This is a genomic window from Mesoterricola sp. MK458 (assembly GCF_055384935.1).
In genome coordinates this window covers 967,175-986,104 of sequence record NZ_AP045075.1, presented here as the reverse complement: position 1 = coordinate 986,104, position 18,930 = coordinate 967,175, and the positions used below count along the sequence as shown (strand labels likewise).

17 protein-coding genes and 1 pseudogene are annotated in these 18,930 nt (G+C 60.9%); all 18 read right to left on the bottom strand.

From position 1 onward, the window contains the following. Window positions 1-8 precede the first annotated feature (8 nt). The 18 genes and pseudogenes from ACZ5LB_RS04295 to groL all read right to left on the bottom strand — a co-directional run bounded on the left by ACZ5LB_RS04295 (window position 9) and on the right by groL (window position 18,905). Window positions 9-1,415, bottom strand: coding sequence for a sensor histidine kinase (locus ACZ5LB_RS04295; RefSeq protein ID WP_464604887.1), 1,407 nt, complete (start codon window positions 1,413-1,415; stop codon window positions 9-11). Continuing rightward, the gene (locus ACZ5LB_RS04290) at window positions 1,415-2,095 is read right to left on the bottom strand and encodes a response regulator transcription factor (RefSeq protein WP_464604886.1); all 681 of its coding nucleotides are present in this window, start codon (window positions 2,093-2,095) and stop codon (window positions 1,415-1,417) included. The genes ACZ5LB_RS04295 and ACZ5LB_RS04290 overlap by 1 nt, the downstream gene beginning before the upstream one ends. A 112-nt stretch (window positions 2,096-2,207) precedes the next feature. Beyond that, entirely contained in the window at window positions 2,208-2,513 is a 306-nt protein-coding gene (locus ACZ5LB_RS04285) for a hypothetical protein (RefSeq protein ID WP_464604885.1), read from the bottom strand. Further along, window positions 2,510-2,926, bottom strand: a complete 417-nt coding sequence (locus ACZ5LB_RS04280) for a c-type cytochrome (RefSeq protein WP_464604884.1) — start codon at window positions 2,924-2,926, stop codon at window positions 2,510-2,512. Before ACZ5LB_RS04280 ends, ACZ5LB_RS04285 begins: the two co-directional genes overlap by 4 nt. A 539-nt stretch (window positions 2,927-3,465) precedes the next feature. Further along, window positions 3,466-3,990, bottom strand: coding sequence for a hypothetical protein (locus tag ACZ5LB_RS04275; protein WP_464604883.1), 525 nt, complete (start codon window positions 3,988-3,990; stop codon window positions 3,466-3,468). Between the two features lie 192 nt (window positions 3,991-4,182). Next, window positions 4,183-5,178 carry a radical SAM protein gene (locus tag ACZ5LB_RS04270; protein WP_464604882.1) on the bottom strand — a complete coding sequence of 332 codons (996 nt, stop codon included), beginning with the start codon at window positions 5,176-5,178 and terminating at the stop codon, window positions 4,183-4,185. Window positions 5,179-5,219: 41 nt separating this feature from the next. After that, window positions 5,220-5,579 (bottom strand): CZB domain-containing protein, encoded by a 360-nt coding sequence (locus ACZ5LB_RS04265; protein ID WP_464604881.1) that lies wholly within the window; start codon window positions 5,577-5,579, stop codon window positions 5,220-5,222. A 677-nt stretch (window positions 5,580-6,256) separates the two neighbouring features. Further along, window positions 6,257-7,960, bottom strand: a complete 1,704-nt coding sequence (locus tag ACZ5LB_RS04260; RefSeq protein ID WP_464604880.1) for an ATP-binding protein — start codon at window positions 7,958-7,960, stop codon at window positions 6,257-6,259. A gap of 25 nt (window positions 7,961-7,985) precedes the next feature. Further along, window positions 7,986-8,249: a hypothetical protein gene (locus ACZ5LB_RS04255; protein WP_464604879.1), complete on the bottom strand. Its 264-nt coding sequence runs from the start codon at window positions 8,247-8,249 to the stop codon at window positions 7,986-7,988. Window positions 8,250-8,324: 75 nt separating this feature from the next. Next, window positions 8,325-8,597 (bottom strand): hypothetical protein, encoded by a 273-nt coding sequence (locus ACZ5LB_RS04250; protein WP_464604878.1) that lies wholly within the window; start codon window positions 8,595-8,597, stop codon window positions 8,325-8,327. Window positions 8,598-8,717: 120 nt separating this feature from the next. Next, a complete protein-coding gene (locus ACZ5LB_RS04245; RefSeq protein ID WP_464604877.1) occupies window positions 8,718-9,101 on the bottom strand; it encodes a hypothetical protein in 384 nt (127 codons plus the stop codon). Window positions 9,102-9,112: 11 nt separating this feature from the next. Next, window positions 9,113-9,574: a hypothetical protein gene (locus tag ACZ5LB_RS04240; protein WP_464604876.1), complete on the bottom strand. Its 462-nt coding sequence runs from the start codon at window positions 9,572-9,574 to the stop codon at window positions 9,113-9,115. An 18-nt stretch (window positions 9,575-9,592) separates the two neighbouring features. Then, a complete protein-coding gene (locus tag ACZ5LB_RS04235) occupies window positions 9,593-12,937 on the bottom strand; it encodes an efflux RND transporter permease subunit (protein WP_464604875.1) in 3,345 nt (1,114 codons plus the stop codon). A gap of 10 nt (window positions 12,938-12,947) precedes the next feature. After that, entirely contained in the window at window positions 12,948-14,411 is a 1,464-nt protein-coding gene (locus tag ACZ5LB_RS04230) for an efflux RND transporter periplasmic adaptor subunit (RefSeq protein ID WP_464604874.1), read from the bottom strand. A gap of 13 nt (window positions 14,412-14,424) precedes the next feature. Next, entirely contained in the window at window positions 14,425-15,858 is a 1,434-nt protein-coding gene (locus tag ACZ5LB_RS04225) for a TolC family protein (protein WP_464604873.1), read from the bottom strand. Between the two features lie 641 nt (window positions 15,859-16,499). Continuing rightward, the gene (gene merP, locus ACZ5LB_RS04220; protein WP_464606271.1) at window positions 16,500-16,826 is read right to left on the bottom strand and encodes a mercury resistance system periplasmic binding protein MerP; all 327 of its coding nucleotides are present in this window, start codon (window positions 16,824-16,826) and stop codon (window positions 16,500-16,502) included. A 15-nt stretch (window positions 16,827-16,841) separates the two neighbouring features. Beyond that, window positions 16,842-17,126: pseudogene (merT, locus tag ACZ5LB_RS04215) on the bottom strand (mercuric ion transporter MerT); the annotation flags it as partial. 144 nt (window positions 17,127-17,270) lie between these two features. Further along, the gene (gene groL / locus ACZ5LB_RS04210) at window positions 17,271-18,905 is read right to left on the bottom strand and encodes a chaperonin GroEL (protein WP_464604872.1); all 1,635 of its coding nucleotides are present in this window, start codon (window positions 18,903-18,905) and stop codon (window positions 17,271-17,273) included. Window positions 18,906-18,930: the final 25 nt, after the last annotated feature.

Below are 18,930 nucleotides of genomic sequence, written 5' to 3'. Positions count from 1 at the left end.
TCGGCGTATCAGGCCCGGTCCTGAAGCGGAAGGCTAACCTCCAGGCGTGCGCCTCCCCCAGGGCGATTCGCCGCCCGGATTGTTCCCCCGTGGTTCTGGGTGATCCAGGCTGCGATGGCCAATCCTAGGCCCGCGCCCGATTGATGTTCCCGGGACCGGGAGGGATCCGACTGGTAGAACCGCTCAAAGACCCGCACCAGGTCGCATTCTGGAATGCCGGGCCCCGTGTCGCTCACCGTCAGGCGGACCCATCCCTCCCCGGATTCGACTTCCAGGTCGATGGCGCCTCCTCCAGGGGTGAATTTCAGGGCATTGTCCAGCAGGTTGATGACCAGTTGGGTGAGCCAGCGCTCGTCGCCCAGCACTCTCGCATCCCCCAGGGTCCGGACGTTCATGACGATTCCCGCCTCAAGGGCGCGGGGCTCGAAGGTCTCGGCGATGGCGGAGGTCAGCTTTCCCAGTTCCACCGTCTCCCGGCACATGGAAAGGCGCCCCGTGTCGGCCCTGGCGAGGAGCAGGAGATCCTCCACGATCCGGTGCAGGCGGTCCACCTCTTCGCCCAGGCTTTCCAGGCCCTTCCGGTGTTCTTCCACCGTGCGGGGTTGGTCCAGCAGCACCTCGATGGTATTCCGGAGGGTGGACAGCGGGCTGCGCAGCTCATGGGAGGCGTCCGCGGTGAATTGCTTCATGGCCTGGAAGGACTGCTCGAGCCTTTCGATCATGCGGTTGAGGGTATCCACCAGACGGCCGATCTCGTCGTCCACCCCGGGATGAGGCAGGCGCTGATGGAGCTGGCTGGCCTCGATCGCAAGGGCTTGGCGGGCGATCCTGTCCACCGGAGCCAGCGCTCTCCCGGCAATCCAGTAACCCCCGGCCAGGGAAAGAAGAAGCCCCGCGGGGGTCATGAGAAGCAGGGTCAGCCGGAGATTCGTCAAGGTCAGCTCGATGTCTCCGAGATTTTCCATGAGCCGGACGATGCCGGGCCGCCCCGACCTTGAGCGATAGGGGATCGACAACACGCGCCAGGGTGCGCCCTGCTGCCGGATGGTCACCAGGCGGGCGGTTGGCACGGCCTCCCAGCCCAAAGCTCCCACGGCGGGAGCCAGGACGTTGGCCCTCATCTCCGGAGATTTATAGAAGACTTCGCGTCCCCCTTCCACCTCGTGGACGAGCACCAGGTGGCCGAGCTGGTCCAGTGTCCGGAGCTGGTCAGGGGTAAGATCGTGGCAGTCCTCGTGCTCGTTGAGGATGTGCACGACGGCCGCCGCCATTTCGCGCAGGGGCTCGTCGTGGTGCTGGAGCATCCGGTGGCGCGTCGCCTGGTATACGAGGGAGCCGAAGACGGCCAGGACCAGCGTCAGGATGAGCCCGTACCAGACGGTGAGGCGTAGGCGGAGAGTCCGGATCAGGCGCATCACGTCTCCTCGCGCAAAAGGTAACCCGTGCCTCGCACGGTTTGGATCAGATTCGAGCCAAAGGGCTTGTCAATCTTCTTCCGCAGGTAGGTGATGTAGACGGCCACAACGTTGCTGTCCTCGGTGGCGCGGTAGTCGGAATTCCAAACACGGTCCAGGATCGTAGCAAGGGTGACGACCGTGCCTTTCCGTTGGAGGAGCAGCTCCAGGAGCGCGTATTCCTTGGTTGAGAGCTCGATGAGCTGACCGCCTCGTATGACTTCGCGCTTCTGGGGATCCATCTCCAGGTCTCCGGCCCGGAGAAGGGTCTGGGGCTCCACCTGGGGGCGCCGGGTGATGGCCTGGAGGCGGGCCAGAAGTTCCTTGAATACGAAGGGCTTGGGCAGGTAGTCATCTGCTCCCATGTTCAGACCTCGGACGCGGTCGTCCACGGTTCCACGCGCGGTCAGCATGAGGACGGGGGCCGGACAACCGGCGGACCGGATTGCTTTCAGCACTTCGAACCCGTTCATTCCCGGCAGCATCACGTCCAGCAGGATGGCATCAAAGGTCCTGGCGAGAGCCTTCTCAAGTCCCGAAAGCCCATCGAAGGCCACCTCGGCTGTGATCCCATGCTCCTTGAGCCCTTGTTCCAGTACCCGCGCGAACTTGGCTTCATCGTCGATGATGAGGATCCGCATGCCCAATTCCTCCAATTGACCCTGGCCAGAAACCAACCGGATCTCCATGACCGGTGATAAATCCCGAGAAGGGACGAAATCCTAGGAAACTCTTAGAACCGGATTCCCAAGGTCACTTTCCCTTGGGGACGGGCCCCAGTTTGACCGTTTCCGCAGTCTTGTCGTCTTCCCCGAGGACCACGATCACACGCTGACCGGGTTTGACCTGATCGGCGCCGACCATGTCCTTGCCCCGCATGAACATCGTAGTTTTGGAGAGCGGGATGGAGACGGCCTTGCCGTCCTTGCCAACGAGTTCGATCCGGCTGGCATCAATGGATTTTACGGTCCCCATGATTTCCTTATGCGTATGGGCAGACGCGATGCCAGGAACAAGGAGGATGGCCGAAGCCAGAAGGTAGCTGGAGGCAAATTTCATGGTTTCCCCTTTCGGGCGGTGTGGGACTTTGAGTGGGACGGTGCTGATTCGGGGGCCTCGCCCCCATTCAAGAACTCATTTTCTTTTTGCTGTTGCTCCTGTTCCATGGGTGAGACAGGATTCATGAGTTTCATCTGATCAAGTTCCGCCGGCGTCAGGTTGGGCAAGTGCCGAACGAAATGGACGAGTTGCCATGTTTGAGCGTCTCCGTCAATGCCGGCGTTCCCCCAAGAAGGCATGCCCGTGAGACGCACCCCGTTCCTGATGATGCCGAAGAGTTCCCCATCAGTCAGGTCCTGGGTTGCGGCAAGGATCATGTCCGGCACCCGCGGGTACAGATGAACGCCGATTTCCGTGGCACCTCGGCCATCGTTGCCATGGCAGGTAGCACAATGATCGGCCCAGTGGGCCATTCCTTCGGCCACCACCGCAGAGGACAAGGGGACGGGGTTTGCAAGTTTCCGGTAAGAGGAAGGCACTGCAAGGTGCCTAAGCCCTCGAGCCAGCCACGCCTCAGCCGGGGTGGGCTCAACCCGCGTGCTCACCCCCCGGTGTATGGTCCAAACCGCAGTCATAGAGGCGAGGCCAAGGAGAACCAGGCTCCACGCAAGGCCTGCAGTGAAATAGGGCCGGAGTGCCGCCAGCCTCCGCCGTCTTTGGTCAACGCTTTCCAAGGGCATTCCGGGCTCCATATCAGCCAAGGCCTACAATGAGAATTATCGGCCTGAACCAAGTGATAAGTTGTTTTTTGTGGGACCAGGCCCAAGTTGAAGAGGTTTCCAAAGACCTGCAAGGCTTCGCAAGAAGTGGTGGCGGGCTGGTCCCGTTGTTTCCCACCACCCCGAAGTCCTCAGCCGGGAGAATGGACAGGTAATTTCCTGACTGCACGACGAACATCCACACCACCGCGTCTAAGGTTCTGGTGCAGAGAGGGAGGCTGGGGCCTTTTCGTTCATTGGTCCCCCCTCCCCTCCAGTGGCTTCATCCTGATCGCCAGATACGCCATCACGGCGGCCTCCGTGGCAGGGTTATGCAACCCGGCCCGATGGGCGAGTACCAAAGCCTCCTCCATCGGCCGCCTCACGTCGAGAACCCAATAGGCCAGCAGTGCGCCAGCAGCCCGGTTGCCCGAAGCGCAATAGACAAGTACCTTGGCACTCGGAGGCAAAGCTTTAATATTGGAGCGGAACGAATCCAATTCCTTGGCCGAAGGTTCCCGATCCGTGGGGCAGTTCAAGTAGGCCCCGTGAAAGGTTCGCACCCGATCCCCTTCGAGACTTATGTAGCCCTCGTCCGGCTTGCGAAGGTCGATCACATGGGTGATGCCAAGGGACTCTAAAGAAGCTGGGGTGATGCTGTCGGGGCTGCCGTTGATGACAAGCAGACCAGCCTGGATTTCGAAAGGGCGCGGACTCGATTGGGCCTGCGCGCGTGCAGTAAGCATGAGGACAGGAAGAACCAGCCCCAATCTACGCATGGGCATGCCTCCCCACTTGGGTCGTTTGGCGACCTTGACGGAATCGGATAGTAACGAACGTGACCAAGTTGTCTCCTGGATGGGTTTGCCTGATTTCAGGGGTGGTTCTTCCCTCACCTTCAAACTTAAGCCTTGGCGCGGAAACCCCGGGGGGAGCGGTGTGCGCCGGATGAGATTTCATGTATCACCGATTCAATGACCGATTGCGAAAGGGAAATCTATTTCGTTGCAAAAAGGGCTGGGAGATCGATTGACGTATTCCATGGACTTCTGGAATCTCGCCCAAAACCTCCTGGGTGTCATGTTCATGATGACGGCATTGACCCCATATGTTACGCATGCTTGCTCCGTCTTACTCCCTTCAGGGACAGAGTTCCTCGGCGGCCGAAGGACCTTGGCCTGCGGGCAAAGCAGTCGAGCCAAGGCGCAGACCTTCGAGGTCGTCAATTCGTCATTTGGCACTTGGAGATCAGGTGGTGCCATCAGTGGGTGCCGATCGTACGAACCTGGGCCAGCAATGTGTCTGGAATGAAACGGCCCCACCTCGATAAAATCGAAACCTATCCCTCGAATCGCAAGGAGTTCCTGGGCGAGGGCTGCCCAGGTTTGACCAGGGAGGCCAATCCGGATGCCACCACCAAGCGAATACCCCATCTTACGGACACGTCGGAGCAACTCGATGCGCCCCCTGAGTGACTTCAGGTTGGGGGGATGTATTTGGCGAAATAAAATCCGGTCAGTGGTGACAAGGGGGAGCAGATAACGGTCCGCCCCGGCCCTCTTCCACGCGAACAATTCGGCAGGGCTCCGATCTCCAAGGCTCAGGGTGAGGGGCAGTCCCGTTTCTTCCTTGATCCATCGTGTCAACTTTGTAACGAATCCCGTATCCAGCGCAGGGTCGATGCCTGCCCTTAGGATGATGGATTCGCATCCCATGCTCTTGGCTTGGACGCCGCAAGCGATAATCTCCGGGATCTCCATTCGGTATCTCTTGGTGCCCCAGCTATTGACGGCATGGCTGCAGAATAAGCATTCCTTGCCGCAGTAGTTTGAAAAATCGATCTGCCCCTGGAGGCGGCGTTCCCTGCCGACGTGGGCGTCGCGGACTTGATCCGCGAGAGATCCCAGTTCCTGGAGGGTAGTCTCTACCGAACTCAACAGCCAATTCAGGATATCTTCGCGGTCCATGTCAGCCTCAGTCAGGTAAGATCTGCGTTTCGGGCCACCACCTAGCGCTTTTGGAACCCATCAACTTTCAATTTCAGGATGGCCGTCACCACGGCGATTGACAGAGCAGTGAACCTTGGACCATCCAGCCTTTCCATCGCTTTACCAGGGTCAGTTGAATGGAGCCTGACCACCATGCCGACTTCCTCGTGGAATTCTCGGTGGTCACAATTCAATTGCTCAAAGTCTATTCCCTCGCCGTATTCCATTTCCCCTTGCCCGTGGAGCCAGCGACCTAATTCACAAAGATCATCCCTGTGGGCCGTCCCCGGATCGATCCCAAGATCGGCCCCTCCATTCAAGAAGAGCCGTAGACGGAGCTTCCACCGGGTGTGAGCGGCCACGGCTTCGTCAGGATTCATGGCCGTTTCCTCCTTTGGGAGGAGCGGGTGGGTTGTCCGAGGGTGCCGGCCGATCTTTGAGGGTTTCCTTTCCCGATTTACAGGAACGGGCCCCGGCCGCCTGGGTCAGGCAACCACGCTTGCCACCGCAACCCGTTTTCCCGGGTTGTTGGTCACAACCACAGCAGATCGCCCCTCCCATCGCCTTCCTGCGAAGGCTTCTCCGGAATTCCATTACGCCATACCAGGACCCAATGGTCAGGATCGCCGCAGCAATAAACCCCAAGGCAAGGCGGAAATTCCTAGCGTCCGGTTTAGGCTGGAAGGCCTCAGGTACCACTCCCGGAGCGTGGCCCACCGGGGGCATCATGAGACCCTTGAAAAAACGCTTATGCGGCCTATGTGGGTCCCATCGTACGGGGTTGGGGTCTCCTGGTCGCTTCATGCTCCACTCCGTTCCTCTTCGATTCATTTGCCGCAACCACCTGAACAACTTAATGGGCGCGATTCTTTCTCCAAAGGAGGAACACCGCTACGTGTCAACCAGACCAGGGCCAATGCCACTCCCAGCGCAGCGCTTACAAGGAGCAGCCACCGCATCCGCTCGTTTATACCGGAGGTGTCTCCTTCTCCTGGCGCGGATCCTTGATCCCCGTCCGGAGGCGGTGCGGTGGGGGGAAGGCCTACGAATCCTCGATTCATGCCCCCTCCCCCAATGGAAAACGCAGCGTGAAAACCGTCCAGCCGTCTGGCGTCCGCCCAACCTCTGCGCTCCCCCCGAGGCTTTTCATGGTTTCCGAGACATTGAACAAGCCAAAGGCATCATCGGGTTCGGTGGCGGCCAGGCAGAACAAAGGATCAAAAAAACGAGCCAGGTCGGATTCGGGATGCAGAACGGCCGGGTCCAGAACCTGGATCGTGGCAATATCCCGATCCTTTTGACTGCTTACCCGGATAGAAGCTCGTCCTGCCGCGGCATCAAGAGCTCGCTGGATCAGCACTTCGAAACATCTCCTCACTAAACCCACAGGACCTCTAACCGGGCACGGGGACGGGTCCAGGTTCATCTCGATTCCATGCATGGTGCCCCTTTCCGCATGGAAGGACTCGATGACTTCCATCAGGCAGGCCTGGAGATCGAAGTACCTCACATCTGGGGCTTCGCTCGCGTTGGCGGCCATCCGCGTGAACTGTCGAAGAAGAATAGCGGCCTGTTCGGAGCTGCGTTGGAGGGTTTGAAGGGCATCCACGTGAGATGGGCACAGAGGGACGGATTGTTGGAGGAGCTCCTGGGCAAAAAGCATGGGGTGGAGGGCGCGTTCCAGGTCGCGGGCGGTGGAAGCCACTTGCCTGCCCACCTGGATCTGCCATTGGTATGCCACCAGACGGCGCTCTCGTTCAAGCTGGGCCGAAACATCCCGCAACACCGCAACGCGAAGTGTGTCACCCGCCCGCACTAGCGATCCCACCCTCGCATCGATGGCCCGTAGGGAGCCATTGGCATGAATCAGATTGATCCGTACAACGCGGTCAGGCTGGGCTGCCTCAAGGCGGCACCGCGCCTCCGTCGGCATTATGAGGCCCAGGTCCAGCCCACCATGGACACTTGTTGCGGGTTTCCCCACCAGATCCAAGAGCCCGGGGTTGGCCGTAAGGATGCCCCCGTTCAGGCCCCAAGCCACGACCCCATCCGGAATCGTATCCACAAGGGTCTGCACGAAACGGTCCGTTTGACGCCTTTGACCCCGCTGGAGAATGGCCATGCACAGAGCAATCCCGAAACCCAACGCTGCCAGAAGCGAAGCGCCCGCGAAGGCAGAAAGCTGGGCCGCGTTTCGGCGGCTGTCTTGAATGGAGCCCTCGAGCATCTCCCGGTGGTATCTCACCAATTCATTCAAAGCTGATAGTAAGGTCCGATGGGAGTGATCAAGGTGAGCCAGAGCAGCCGACACCTTCTCCCGACGTGACCGACCACCTGACCCGTCGGCCAATCCAGCGCTTGCGTGGACCGACCTGCGCACCCGGTCGACCTCCTTCAGGTATTCCACCATGGCCTGGTCGACAGCCACTAGGTAAGGGTCAGTGTCACTTTGGAGCCGCCGTCCCAGCTCCTTCCGCGATGCTTGGAGCCGATCCAGGGCCACCTCCATGGGTGCCGAGTCCGCGTCTGGGCTGGAAGAATAGGGGAAGTGCGAGACACGATCCTGGAGGTCCTCCAGGACTTCAAGATGGCGGGAGGTTTCCAAGGTCCAGGTGCTGCAGTGGGCAAAGCCCAGAAATGCGTCCCTGGTGCCGTGAATCAGAAACCATGACCAAACCAGCAAACCGAGGAAAGGTAGGGTAACGACTCCAAGGATCCAGAGTCGGCCGGTGCGGGGACCGATCGGAACCAGTTTGCTCATGCTCCTACCTTTCCCACGTCAAGGTCTAGTGCTTGTGGCCTTCATGATCCATGGAGCCCATGGCCATGGGTGCGTTCTTCGGAGTGCCGTCCTTGCCCAAGTAGGCATCCGGCTTCGACGTCAGCTTTTTTTCGCAATCCGCGCAGCAGATCCGGTATTCCCGTCCCTTGACGGTGACGATCTGGCTCTTCTCGTTAACTTTGAGCCCCAGGACCGGGCAGGTCATGTTGGTGGCGGGAGTCGCCTGGGGCGCAGCGGCGACAGCCAGGGCAAACAGTAGATTCAGCATGAAACTCCTTCGGGATCACGGCCAATGAAGGAACGCGCACCCCGGGCCGGTATCGGGGTCCGGTTTTGAGGAAAGTCAGTGATGTCGGAAGGGCTCGATCTTTTGGCCGTACCCGGACGGTTCCCAGGCCCGTTTAATGGAGCCATCGTCGTCAAGGTAGCGCTTTGGTTCGGCCTTGAGCCGATCCTCGCACGGAGCACAGCAGATGCGGTAGGTGTGGCCTTTGATGGTCACCGTCTGGTTTTTCTCCGTGACCTTCTCCCCAAGGACGGGGCATTCGGTATTGGAGGCGGGTGGCGGGGTCTGAGGGGCCGTGCCAAGCGCCAGGGAAAGCAGAAGGTTCAACATGGTGTTCCCTCCCATTCAGGACGGCCATTAGACAACGGCGGGCCACGGGCCGTCGCGGGACCCGCCGTTGAATCCTCCCCGCAGGGGCGGGAAAGCTATCTGGCTTTCAGGAGAAGTGGATCAGTGCTGGTGCCCCTCGTGAGCAGCGGGTGGAACGGGGGCGGGAGCGGCCTCGTCCGCCTTGGGGGCGTTCAAGGGCTTCCCATCCTTATCGAGGTACTTGTCCTTGTGTTCGGCCATTTCGGGGCCGCAACCATCGCAGCAAACCAGGTAGGTGTTGCCACCAACCACCACTTCCTTGTCACGCCCAGCCTTGACGGGGCGGCCCATGACCGGGCACAGGGTATTGGTGGCGGTGACCTTAGGCCCACTGTCCTGATGCCCGGAGTGACCCTGGTGGCCAGAATGATCGCCGTGGCCGCTGTGCCCGGAGCATTGGGCGAAGGAGGGCACAGCAGCATAGAATGCCATGGCGCCGAAAAGGGATAAGGTTCGAAGAGACATTGGGAACTCCTTTATTTCGCTAGGACAGCCGTGATCAGATTGCCGCCTTGGATGGCGACGTATGCCTTGTAGGCTTTCGGGTGGCCTGAAGGGTCGTTGGTGACGAATTCAAACCAGCCATGCCCAGACTTCTCGACGAAAGCGCGCATCCGCTTGAGGACAGGACTGCCCTCCGCATCGGGCATCCTGGTGTGATCCATGCCCACGTGTTTGCTCGGGCGATTCGCAGCAAGGACGACGTAGGATTCAGAATAGACCGTGAGCTCGGGATCCATTCCTGGCATGCCGGGCCAGAACTTTCCATTAGGATTCCGAACCTCGGCCACCAGACCTTCGACGCCCCGGGCTTTCCCCAGTTTCACAGCTTCCCTGACCCAGGTTTCGGCAAGGTGGCTAGGGTCGGCCATGGCTCCCCCCGGCGCCGCCACCAGGGCTATGGGAAATATCAGCGTTGTGATAAGAATGCGCTTCATCAGGTCTCCAGAAGTGGGCTAATGCTGGGTTTTGAATTCCGCCATGGGGTCGTGGGCGATGAAAACCTCGGTGAGGGGCCCTTCCACCACTTCCTTTCGCTTCCAGAGGTAGTAGATGGATGGGTAGACCAGCAACTCGAGGATGAAGCTGGTGGCGAGACCGCCTACCATTGGCGCTGCAATGCGCTTCATGACGTCCGCCCCGGTGCCGGTGCTCCACATGATGGGGAGAAGGCCCATGAAGGCCGCAAACACCGTCATCGCCTTGGGCCGCACCCGCTTCACAGCGCCGTGGATGATGGCTTCGACAAGGTCGGTCGTGGTCTTGAGTCGGCCTTCCTTGCGGGCTTCGTCGTGGCTGAGGTCCAGGAATAGCAGCATGAATACGCCGGTCTCCGCGTCCAGGCCCATCAGGGCGATGAGGCCCACCCATACGGCGATGCTCATGTTGTAGCCGAGGATGTAGAGGAACCAGAAGGCGCCAATGGCGCTGAAGGGTACGGCCAGCATGACGATGGAGGCCTTGAAGGCACTTTTGGTGTTGGCGTAAAGAAGGCCGAAGATCAGGACGAGCGTGATGGGCAGGATGAGCTTCAGCCGTTCCTTCACGCGGATCATGTTCTCGTACTGGCCCGACCAGGTCAGGCTATAGCCAGCAGGGAGTTTGAGTTCCTTTTCAATGGCTGCCTTGGCATTGTGGACATAGGTGCCGACGTCCACCTTGGCGGTGTCGAAATCAACCAGAACATAGCCGTTCATTTGCCCGTTCTCGTCCCGGATCATGGCTGGGCCATTGGCCCATTTCAGGTCCGCGATCTCCTCCATGGGAATGAGGGCCCCATTGGGAGCTGGAATGAGGACGCGCTTCAGGGCGTCGGGGTTCTCACGATAATCGCGGGCATACCGGACGTTCACGGGGTAGCGGGCGCGACCGTCGTAGACGGTGCTCTGATTGTCGCCGCCGATGGCGGTCATGATCAGCATGTTGGCCTGCTCGACACTTAGCCCATAGCGAGCCAGTTGGTCCCGCTTCAGGACGAAGTCCAGGAAGTAACCCTGGGCCGTGCGTTCCGCGAAGGCGCTGCGGGTGCCCGGAACCCCCTGAAGGATACGCTCTGCGTCCACGGCGATCTTCTGGATGCTCTCCAGGTCCGCACCGTTGATCTTGAGGCCCACCGGTGTCCGGATGCCTGTGGAGAGCATGTCGAGGCGGGCCTTGATGGGCATGGTCCAAGCGTTGGGGATGGCGGGCAACTTCACCACCCGGTCAAGTTCGGCCACGATCTCCTCTTGGGAGATTTTGTCCCTCCAGATCGGACGGAGCACGGCCTTCAGGAAATTGGGAGCCCAGTTGCTGTACCACCGGGGTTTTTCTCTCCACTGATCCTCAGGCTTCAGGTTGATCACGGTCTCCATCATGGAGAAGGGCGCCGGATCCGTGGCCGTATCCGCCCGGCCTGCCTTGCCGAAGACGGTGTCCACCTCAGGTACGGTCCGGATCATCCGGTCCTGCACCTGGAGGATGCGCTGGGCTTCGGTCTGGCTGAGACCCGGCAGCGTGGAAGGCATGTAGAGTAGGGTTCCCTCGTTCAGGGGAGGCATGAACTCACTGCCAAGATGGAGGAACGCCGGAATCGTGCCCAGGACCAGCAGCACGGCAACCCCGATGGTCGCCTTGGCGTGCTTCACCACGAAGCGGCAAGGCCTTTCGTAGATGCGGTGGAGGAATACGCTGATGGGATGCTTCTCCTCGGCGTAATATTTGCCGACCGCCACCTGGGTGAGGGTCCAGGCAAGCCATTTCGGCTTGAACATGAACGGCTCCACCCGGGCGAAAAGCATGCGCATGGCTGGGTCGAGGGTCAGGGCCAGAAGTGCTGCGATGCCCATGGCGAAGTTCTTGGAGAAGGCCAAGGGCTTGAAGAGCCGGCCTTCCTGGTCCAGCAGGGTGAAGATGGGCAGGAAGCTCACTGCCACCACGAGCAGGGAGAAGAATACCGACGGACCGACTTCCATCAGGGCTTCCAACCGGACCGTATGGAAGTCACCTGGTTTTCCAGCTTCGATCCACCGTTCGATCTTCTTGTAGGCGTTTTCAACCTCCACGATGGCCCCGTCCACCAGGACGCCGATGGAGATGGCAATGCCGGCGAGGCTCATGAGATTGGCATTCTGGCCGATGCCGAACATCGGGATGAAGGCCAAGGCCACGCTGACCGGGATGGTGATGATGGGAACGATGGCCGAGGGGATGTGCCACAGGAAGACCAGGATGATGATCGAGACGACGATCATCTCCTCGATGAGCTTATGCTTCACGGTCTCGATGGCTTTGTGGATCAATTCGGACCGGTCGTAGGTGGTGACGACCTCCACGCCTTCCGGCAATCCCTGCTTGAGATCGGCAATCTTGGTTTTCACCCGTTCGATGACATTCAGGGCGTTCTCGCCTTGACGCATGACGACGATTCCACCTACTGCGTCACCATGGCCGTCCAGGTCCGCCAGCCCCCGCCGCATTTCTGGGCCGAGGGAGACGGTGGCAACCTCCCCAAGCCGGATGGGGGTGCCATTTTCCGCCTTCAGGACGGCGTCTTCCAGGTCCTTGGTCGTCTTCACATAGCCCCTACCTCGGACCATGTATTCCCGGCCGGAGTACTCGACCAGGCGTCCTCCGACTTCCGAGTTGGCCGACTTCACGGCGCCGATGACGGACTCGATGGGGATCTTGTAGGCCGCCATCTTGTTGGGGTTGACCTGCACCTGGAACTGCCGCGCCTGCCCGCCAACCGTGGCCACTTCCGCCACGCCTGGTGTGCTCTGGATGCCGTATCGAAGGAACCAGTCCTGCAGGGAGCGCAATTCATCACTGCTGTGTTTTCCGCTGTGGTCCACCAGGGCGTACTGGTAGACCCATCCCACGGACGTGGCGTCCGGGCCGATGGTTGGCACGACGCCGGTCGGCAGGCTCGAGGTGATCTTGCTGAGGTACTCCAGTGTCCTGGACCTGGCCCAATAGATGTCCGTCCCATCCTCGAAGACGATGTAGACGTAGGAGAAGCCGAAATCTGACAGCGCTCTCACTGCCTTTACCTTGGGTGCACCCAGGAGCGCCGTGACGATGGGGTAGGTGACTTGGTCCTCGACGATGTCGGGACTTCTGTCCCACTTGCTGTAGATGATCACCTGGGTGTCGCTGAGGTCAGGCAGGGCATCCATCGGGATGTTGCGCATGGTCCAGAAGGACATGACGAGCATCACCGCGGTGGCGGCCATCACCAGCCAGCGGTTCTCCGCTGAAAAACGGATGATGCGTTGAAGGAATGTTGGATGTTCGGGGTCGTAGGCCGTGTTTCCGCTCATGGGAGGCTCCTCAGTGCTGGTGGCCGCCCGTTTGGGCAGCGGCTGGCTGGGAGGAGCCCTTCTGGCTCATGTGGGCCAGGGCCGCCTTCAAGCGGGATTCGGAATCGACCAGGAAGTTGGCACGGGTCACAACTTCATCTCCAGGCTTCAGGCCGGAAAGGACTTCGACCTTCTCACCTGCACCTGCGCCCACGGTGACTTCCTGGGGTTCGAACTTTCCGTCGCCCAGAGCAATGAAGACCACTTTGGAAGTCCCGGCATCCAGAACCGCATCCAGGGGGACAAGAATGCCCTTGTGCCCCTGGCCCCGGAGCACCACTTCGCCGAACATTTCCGGTTTGAGCTCACCCTTGGGGTTCGGAACTTCGAGGCGGACCCGCGCGGTCCGGGTCTTGGGGTCCATGAGGGGGTCGACGAAGGCGACCCGCCCTTTGAATACCTTGCCGGGGTAGCTCGAAATCGTCAGGTCCGAGGCCATGCCGACCTTCGCGCGGGCGATCTCCGCTTCATAAATGTCCACCTGGACCCACACGCTGCTGAGGTCGGTGATCTCGAAGGGGATGTCCGAGGGGGTGATCCGGGCGCCTTCCACGACATTCTTGGCCGTGACGACGCCAGAGATCGGGCTCCTCAGCGTCAAGGCCCGAAGAACCTCGCCTGTGCTTTCAAGGTGCTCGATGGCCTCCTTGGGCACGTCCCAAAGGGACAGCCGGCGGCGTGCGGCTTCCAGCAGATCGCCGCCGCTGGTCTGCATGGTGCCTCCAGCCAGGGCCTTCTGGGTCTTCAGGGCCAGGAGGAACTCCCGCTGGGCACTGACGAATTCGGGGCTGTAGAGGCTGAACAAGGGAGTCCCCTTGGTCACCGGCTTCCCGAGGAAATCCACGTACAGCTTTTCGACGAACCCATCAACTTTCACGTTCACTTTACGGACCCGGGTTTCGTCCACGACCACGCGTCCGACGGCCCGCAATTCTCCGCTGACCTGGCCTTCAACCACTTTCGTGGTGGTGAGCCCGATGAGCTGTTGGCGTTCATGATCGATGGTCACGGCCGCATGGGTGTCGGTCCCTTTCCCTTCACCCTGGAGGTCTCCTTCGAAGACCGGTACGTAATCCATGCCCATCTCATCCTTCATGGGAACCTGGGATGTGAGGCTGGGATTCATGGGCGAGCGGTAGAAGACGATCTTGCCCTTCTCCTTGGGCTTTGCGTTCTCCATCGCCACCAGGGTCATGCCGCAGATGGGGCAGTTCCCTTCATGATCCATGATGATCCGGGGGTGCATGGGGCACTGGTACATCTGCTTGCTGGCGGCTGCAGGGGCAGTTGCGCCCTGCGGATGCTCATCCCCATGGCGATGGGTGGGGATGAGCTGGGTGGCGCCTATGCCAACAACCACGCCCAGGGCGATCAGGCTTATGGTCCGAAAACGGGAAGGGCGCTCAGTGCGGGTCTCAACGGGTTCGTCAATCATGTTCAGCTCCTGGTTACATCGATTTCATGCCGGAACCCGCATCGCCACCGGAGGCGGGGGTAGCACCGGATTTCAGGGAAGAGGCCGAGCTTGCCCCGGAGGGGCTGCCACCCATACCCATGGCGGCCGAATTCAAACTCTGGGCCGAAATGGTGGGGGTTCCGGTGAGGTTGAATTCCTCCTGGGCAATCTGAAGGGATAGGACCTGGGCGACCGCCTGAAGGTAGCCCCCGCGGTCCGCGATCCATCCGTTGAGGGCCTCCAGCACACTCAGAAAGGGGGCGCGGCCGGCTTCATACTGGGCCAGGTTCGCCTGGAAACTGGACTCGCTCTGGACCAGGAGACCTTCTTTGTACAGCTTCAGGGTTTCCTGGGCGGCCTGGAATTGCGCGGCCCGCTCCTGGATTCTCTGGCCGAGGATGTTTCGCACATTCTCGGCTTCCGAACCTTGGGCGGTGCGACGGTATTCCTGCTCGTGAACCGCCCGTTGCTGCTTCTGCCGGGACCAGATGGGCAGCGAGATCGATACGCCCACCTGCCACATGGGGTCCAGGCCACCACGGGGCATCAGGCCCGCGCTGACCGCAAAATCGGGATATCGATCGCGCTTGGCAAGATCCAGGCTCCGTTCAGCCTGCCGCGCCCCAATCCTGGCTGCTTGGAGTTCCGGGCTTTCCTTTTCGGCTCGCTGGAGCCAATCGGAAACGGCAGGCGCCTGGGGAGCGAGGTCCGCGATCCGAGCCGTGGTTGGGACCGGTTCCGCGGCACCGGCGCCGCGCAAGCGGTTTAAAGTCGCCAGGAGAACGCCCTCCTGAGAGTTCAGGGCCAACCGCGCCTGGCGGATGCGGTTCTGTTCCAACTGGGCGCGAAGCAGGTCGGCCTGGGATCCTTGCCCGACCTCGTACCGGACACGGGTGATGTCGCTGGCTTTCTGCCAGAACATGGCCTGCTGGTCCAGCAAATCCAATTGCCCGCGAACCAGGAGGAGGCCGTAGTAGGCACGCTTGAGATCCGCGATGAGGGTGAGGCGAGTGCGATCGGTTGTCGATCGCGCTGCTTCCGCCCCAAGGGTGGCGATGTCGCCCCTCAGGGCGCGTTTGCCGGGCCAGGGCAGGGGCTGGGTGACCATCACCTGGTAATAGCTGGTCTCCATCTTGCCGACTTGGATCCCCTTGAACCCGTCGTTCTGCAGCCCTAGGGTGAGGCTGGGATCCGGCAGGACCTTGGCCTGGGGGATCCGTTCCTTTTCCGCCTCGACCAGGGCCTTTGCCTGGGCCAGGCTCGGGTTTCGGTCGAGCGCCTCCTGGATCAAGCGCCCGAGAAGGGGATCGTCAATCGAACTGGATTGCTGGTACGGAGCAGATGGGGGAATGGGGGATTGGGCTTGAAGTTGGGCCCACCCGACAACCGGGATGATGCCCAACGCCAAGCGCACGAATTGGCGCATAGCGGTCTCCATGAATTCAAGATGGGAAAACATAGCCACCTGCCTATCGGCAGGCATTCTCTTCGTCTTAAATTAGGAAACGTTTTAGTTGCGCCAATCGATCAAGGTTGGGAGGTGGATTCTGCTGGCCAGCCCATCGCCGGAGCGTGCCCGCCACGGAACGGCTTGCCTGGGCCGTTCTCGGCGTTTCGGTGGGCCAAGGGTGTGCCTCGGCCTGTTTGACCGGGGGAGAGTCCGGTTCGGCAGTGATGTCAGATGCCGTTTTCCGGACCACATTCGAGGATGGACTGCACGTCGCGGACCCAGGATGGCAGGGGGAATCCACTTTTCCGGCAGGCTGGGGGCGGGCTGGAGCATGGCATTTGCAGGGTTCATCCGTCGACACTGCACAACCGCACCGGCAGGCCAGGGTTGAAGGCGCCATTGTCGCCTGGACGCCGTCCAATGGACCGACTAGGGCCAGGACAGCGAGCGCGATGTAGCGGAGGATGGAACGCATGGAAATCACCTATTCCCCATCCTATGCCAGCCAAATCCCATCACAAGCTGTTTCATTTTGTTCTAACGAAATTTTAATGTTTGGCAATACTCCGGCCAAATCGGTTTGCTGGAAGGTGGCCACAGGCAGGCCCGTTTGCCCTTCAATGCGTGTCATCAGTCCCATGATCGCCCCAGGTTCGGGTCCAGCGGGTGCACTGCTTGATGCTGGACGGATAGCCTGCGTCTCCGGTGGCCTTGGCCAGCTTCTGCACGCTGGTCTTTGCATCATCGAAAATGACAACCGCTTCGCGTGTCTCGAAGGTCACGAAGACTTTGCTGACGCCTTCGACCTTGGAAATCGCCTTCTTGACGGTTACCGGGCAGGCGGAGCAGGTCATGGCCGGTAAAGACAGTGTGACAGTCTGGGTGGCGGCCTGCTCGGGGGCAACAACGGCAGCGAGGATGAGGGAGACAAACAGTTTTTCCAGGATGAACCCCTATAATTAATAGGGAAATGACATGACGCAGGGAAAGCCGAGTGCCACCAGGACCAGCGCGACCACAAGCCAGAAAATGAGCTTGTAATTAAGTCGCACCTGGGGAATCGCGCAGCCCTCACCTGGTTTGCTAGCTTGCGCCGGGCGGTAGATGCGCCGCCAGGCGAAGAACAACGCTTCCAACGCTGCGCCGATGAAGATCGGGCGATACGGCTCCAGCACTGTCAAGTTGCCGATCCATGCCCCGCTGAATCCCAAGGAGACCAGAACCAGAGGTCCGAGGCAACAGGTACCCTAATATCGAAGTCGCTGACAACGACCAGCCATCCCATCGATTAAACAACTGCATTAATAATTGTGCTTAAATTCAGTTCTCACAAACCCCAGAGGAAAGAGGCCCCGAAGGGCCTCTTTCCTTGGGTCGTGGAACAGGGGCTAGTACATGTCTTCCATGCCGCCGCCCATGCCGGGGGCGCCCATGGGAGCGGGCTTCTTGTCCTCGGGCAGGTCGCAGACGATGGCTTCGGTGCTCAGCATCATGGAGGCCACGGAGGCCGCGTTGCGCAGGGCGCTCTTGGTCACCTTGGCGGGGTCGATGACGCCGAACGCGACCATGTCACCGAACTCGGTGGTGGCGGCGTTGAAGCCGAAGTTGCCCTTCTCCTCCTTGACGCGGTTGACGATGACGCTGCCTTCCACGCCGGCGTTGTTGGCGATCTGGCGGAGGGGCTCCTCCAGGGACTTCTGGACGATGGCCACACCCGTGGCCTGGTCGCCGCCGAGCTTCAGGGTGGAGAGCTTGGCCAGGGCGCGGAGCAGCGCGACGCCGCCGCCGGCCACGATGCCGTCCTCGACGGCGGCCTTGGTGGCGTGCATGGCGTCCTCGACGCGGGCCTTCTTCTCCTTCATCTCGGTCTCGCTGGCCGCGCCAACCTTGATGACGGCGACGCCGCCCACGAGCTTGGCCAGGCGCTCCTGCAGCTTCTCCTTGTCGTAGTCGCTGGTGGAGACCTCCACCTGGGCGCGGATCTGCTTCACGCGGCCCTGGATGGCGTCGGCGGCGCCGGCGCCCTCGATGATGGTGGTGTTCTCCTTGTCGATGACGATCTTCTTGGCCGTGCCCAGGTCCTCGATCTTGAGGTTCTCGAGCTTGAGGCCGAGGTCCTCGGTGACGGCCTTGCCGCCGGTGAGGATGGCGATGTCCTCGAGCATGGCCTTGCGGCGGTCACCGAAGCCGGGAGCCTTCACGGCGGCGATGTTGAGGGTGCCGCGGATCTTGTTGACCACCAGGGTGGCCAGGGCCTCGCCGTCCACGTCCTCGGCGATGATCAGCAGGGGGCGGCGGCTGTTGACGACCTGCTCCAGGAGGGGCAGGAGATCGCGCATGTTGGAGATCTTCTTCTCGTAGATGAGGACGAGGGGGCTCTCCAGCTCGACCTTCATCTGGTCGGGGTTGGTGACGAAGTAGGGGCTGAGGTAGCCGCGGTCGAACTGCATGCCTTCGACGACGGTGAGCTCGGTGTCGCGGCCCTTGGCCTCCTCGACGGTGATGACGCCGTCCTTGCCGACCTTGGCCATGGCATCGGCGATGATCTTGCCGATCTCCTGGTCGCCGTTGGCGGAAATGGCGCCCACCTGGGCGATGGCGTTGCCCTCGACGGGCTTCTTGATCTCGTCGATGGCGGCCACGACGCAATCCACGGCGAGATCGATGCCCTTTTTGATCTCCATGGTGTTGGCGCCGCTCACGACGGCCTTGATGCCTTCCTTGTAGATGGCGCGGGCCAGCACGGTGGCGGTGGTGGTGCCGTCGCCCGCGATGTCGGAGGTCTTGGAGGCCACTTCACGCACGAGCTGGGCGCCCATGTTCTCGTGCTTGTCCTTGAGCTCGATCTCCTTGGCGACGGTGACGCCGTCCTTGGTCATGAGGGGGGAGCCGAACTTCTTCTCGATCAGAACGTTGCGACCCTTGGGGCCGAGGGTGACCTGCACGGCGTCGGCGAGCTTGTTGACCCCGCGCAGGATGGCCTGACGGGCTTCTTCGGCGTAGATGATGGATTTGGCGGACATCGTTTATCTCCTGAAAGGGTTCCGG

Coding starts and splice junctions, on each gene's coding strand:
- ACZ5LB_RS04245 (WP_464604877.1), bottom strand. CDS start 9,101: ATGTCTCTTCGAACCTTATCCCTTTTCGGCGCCATGGCATTCTATGCT.
- ACZ5LB_RS04250 (WP_464604878.1), bottom strand. CDS start 8,597: ATGTTGAACCTTCTGCTTTCCCTGGCGCTTGGCACGGCCCCTCAGACC.
- ACZ5LB_RS04260 (WP_464604880.1), bottom strand. CDS start 7,960: ATGAGCAAACTGGTTCCGATCGGTCCCCGCACCGGCCGACTCTGGATC.
- ACZ5LB_RS04265 (WP_464604881.1), bottom strand. CDS start 5,579: ATGAATCCTGACGAAGCCGTGGCCGCTCACACCCGGTGGAAGCTCCGT.
- ACZ5LB_RS04280 (WP_464604884.1), bottom strand. CDS start 2,926: ATGGCCCACTGGGCCGATCATTGTGCTACCTGCCATGGCAACGATGGC.
- ACZ5LB_RS04270 (WP_464604882.1), bottom strand. CDS start 5,178: ATGGACCGCGAAGATATCCTGAATTGGCTGTTGAGTTCGGTAGAGACT.
- ACZ5LB_RS04230 (WP_464604874.1), bottom strand. CDS start 14,411: ATGATTGACGAACCCGTTGAGACCCGCACTGAGCGCCCTTCCCGTTTT.
- ACZ5LB_RS04240 (WP_464604876.1), bottom strand. CDS start 9,574: ATGAAGCGCATTCTTATCACAACGCTGATATTTCCCATAGCCCTGGTG.
- ACZ5LB_RS04225 (WP_464604873.1), bottom strand. CDS start 15,858: ATGCGCCAATTCGTGCGCTTGGCGTTGGGCATCATCCCGGTTGTCGGG.
- ACZ5LB_RS04295 (WP_464604887.1), bottom strand. CDS start 1,415: ATGCGCCTGATCCGGACTCTCCGCCTACGCCTCACCGTCTGGTACGGG.
- groL (WP_464604872.1), bottom strand. CDS start 18,905: ATGTCCGCCAAATCCATCATCTACGCCGAAGAAGCCCGTCAGGCCATC.
- ACZ5LB_RS04290 (WP_464604886.1), bottom strand. CDS start 2,095: ATGCGGATCCTCATCATCGACGATGAAGCCAAGTTCGCGCGGGTACTG.
- ACZ5LB_RS04255 (WP_464604879.1), bottom strand. CDS start 8,249: ATGCTGAATCTACTGTTTGCCCTGGCTGTCGCCGCTGCGCCCCAGGCG.
- ACZ5LB_RS04285 (WP_464604885.1), bottom strand. CDS start 2,513: ATGAAATTTGCCTCCAGCTACCTTCTGGCTTCGGCCATCCTCCTTGTT.
- ACZ5LB_RS04275 (WP_464604883.1), bottom strand. CDS start 3,990: ATGCGTAGATTGGGGCTGGTTCTTCCTGTCCTCATGCTTACTGCACGC.
- ACZ5LB_RS04235 (WP_464604875.1), bottom strand. CDS start 12,937: ATGAGCGGAAACACGGCCTACGACCCCGAACATCCAACATTCCTTCAA.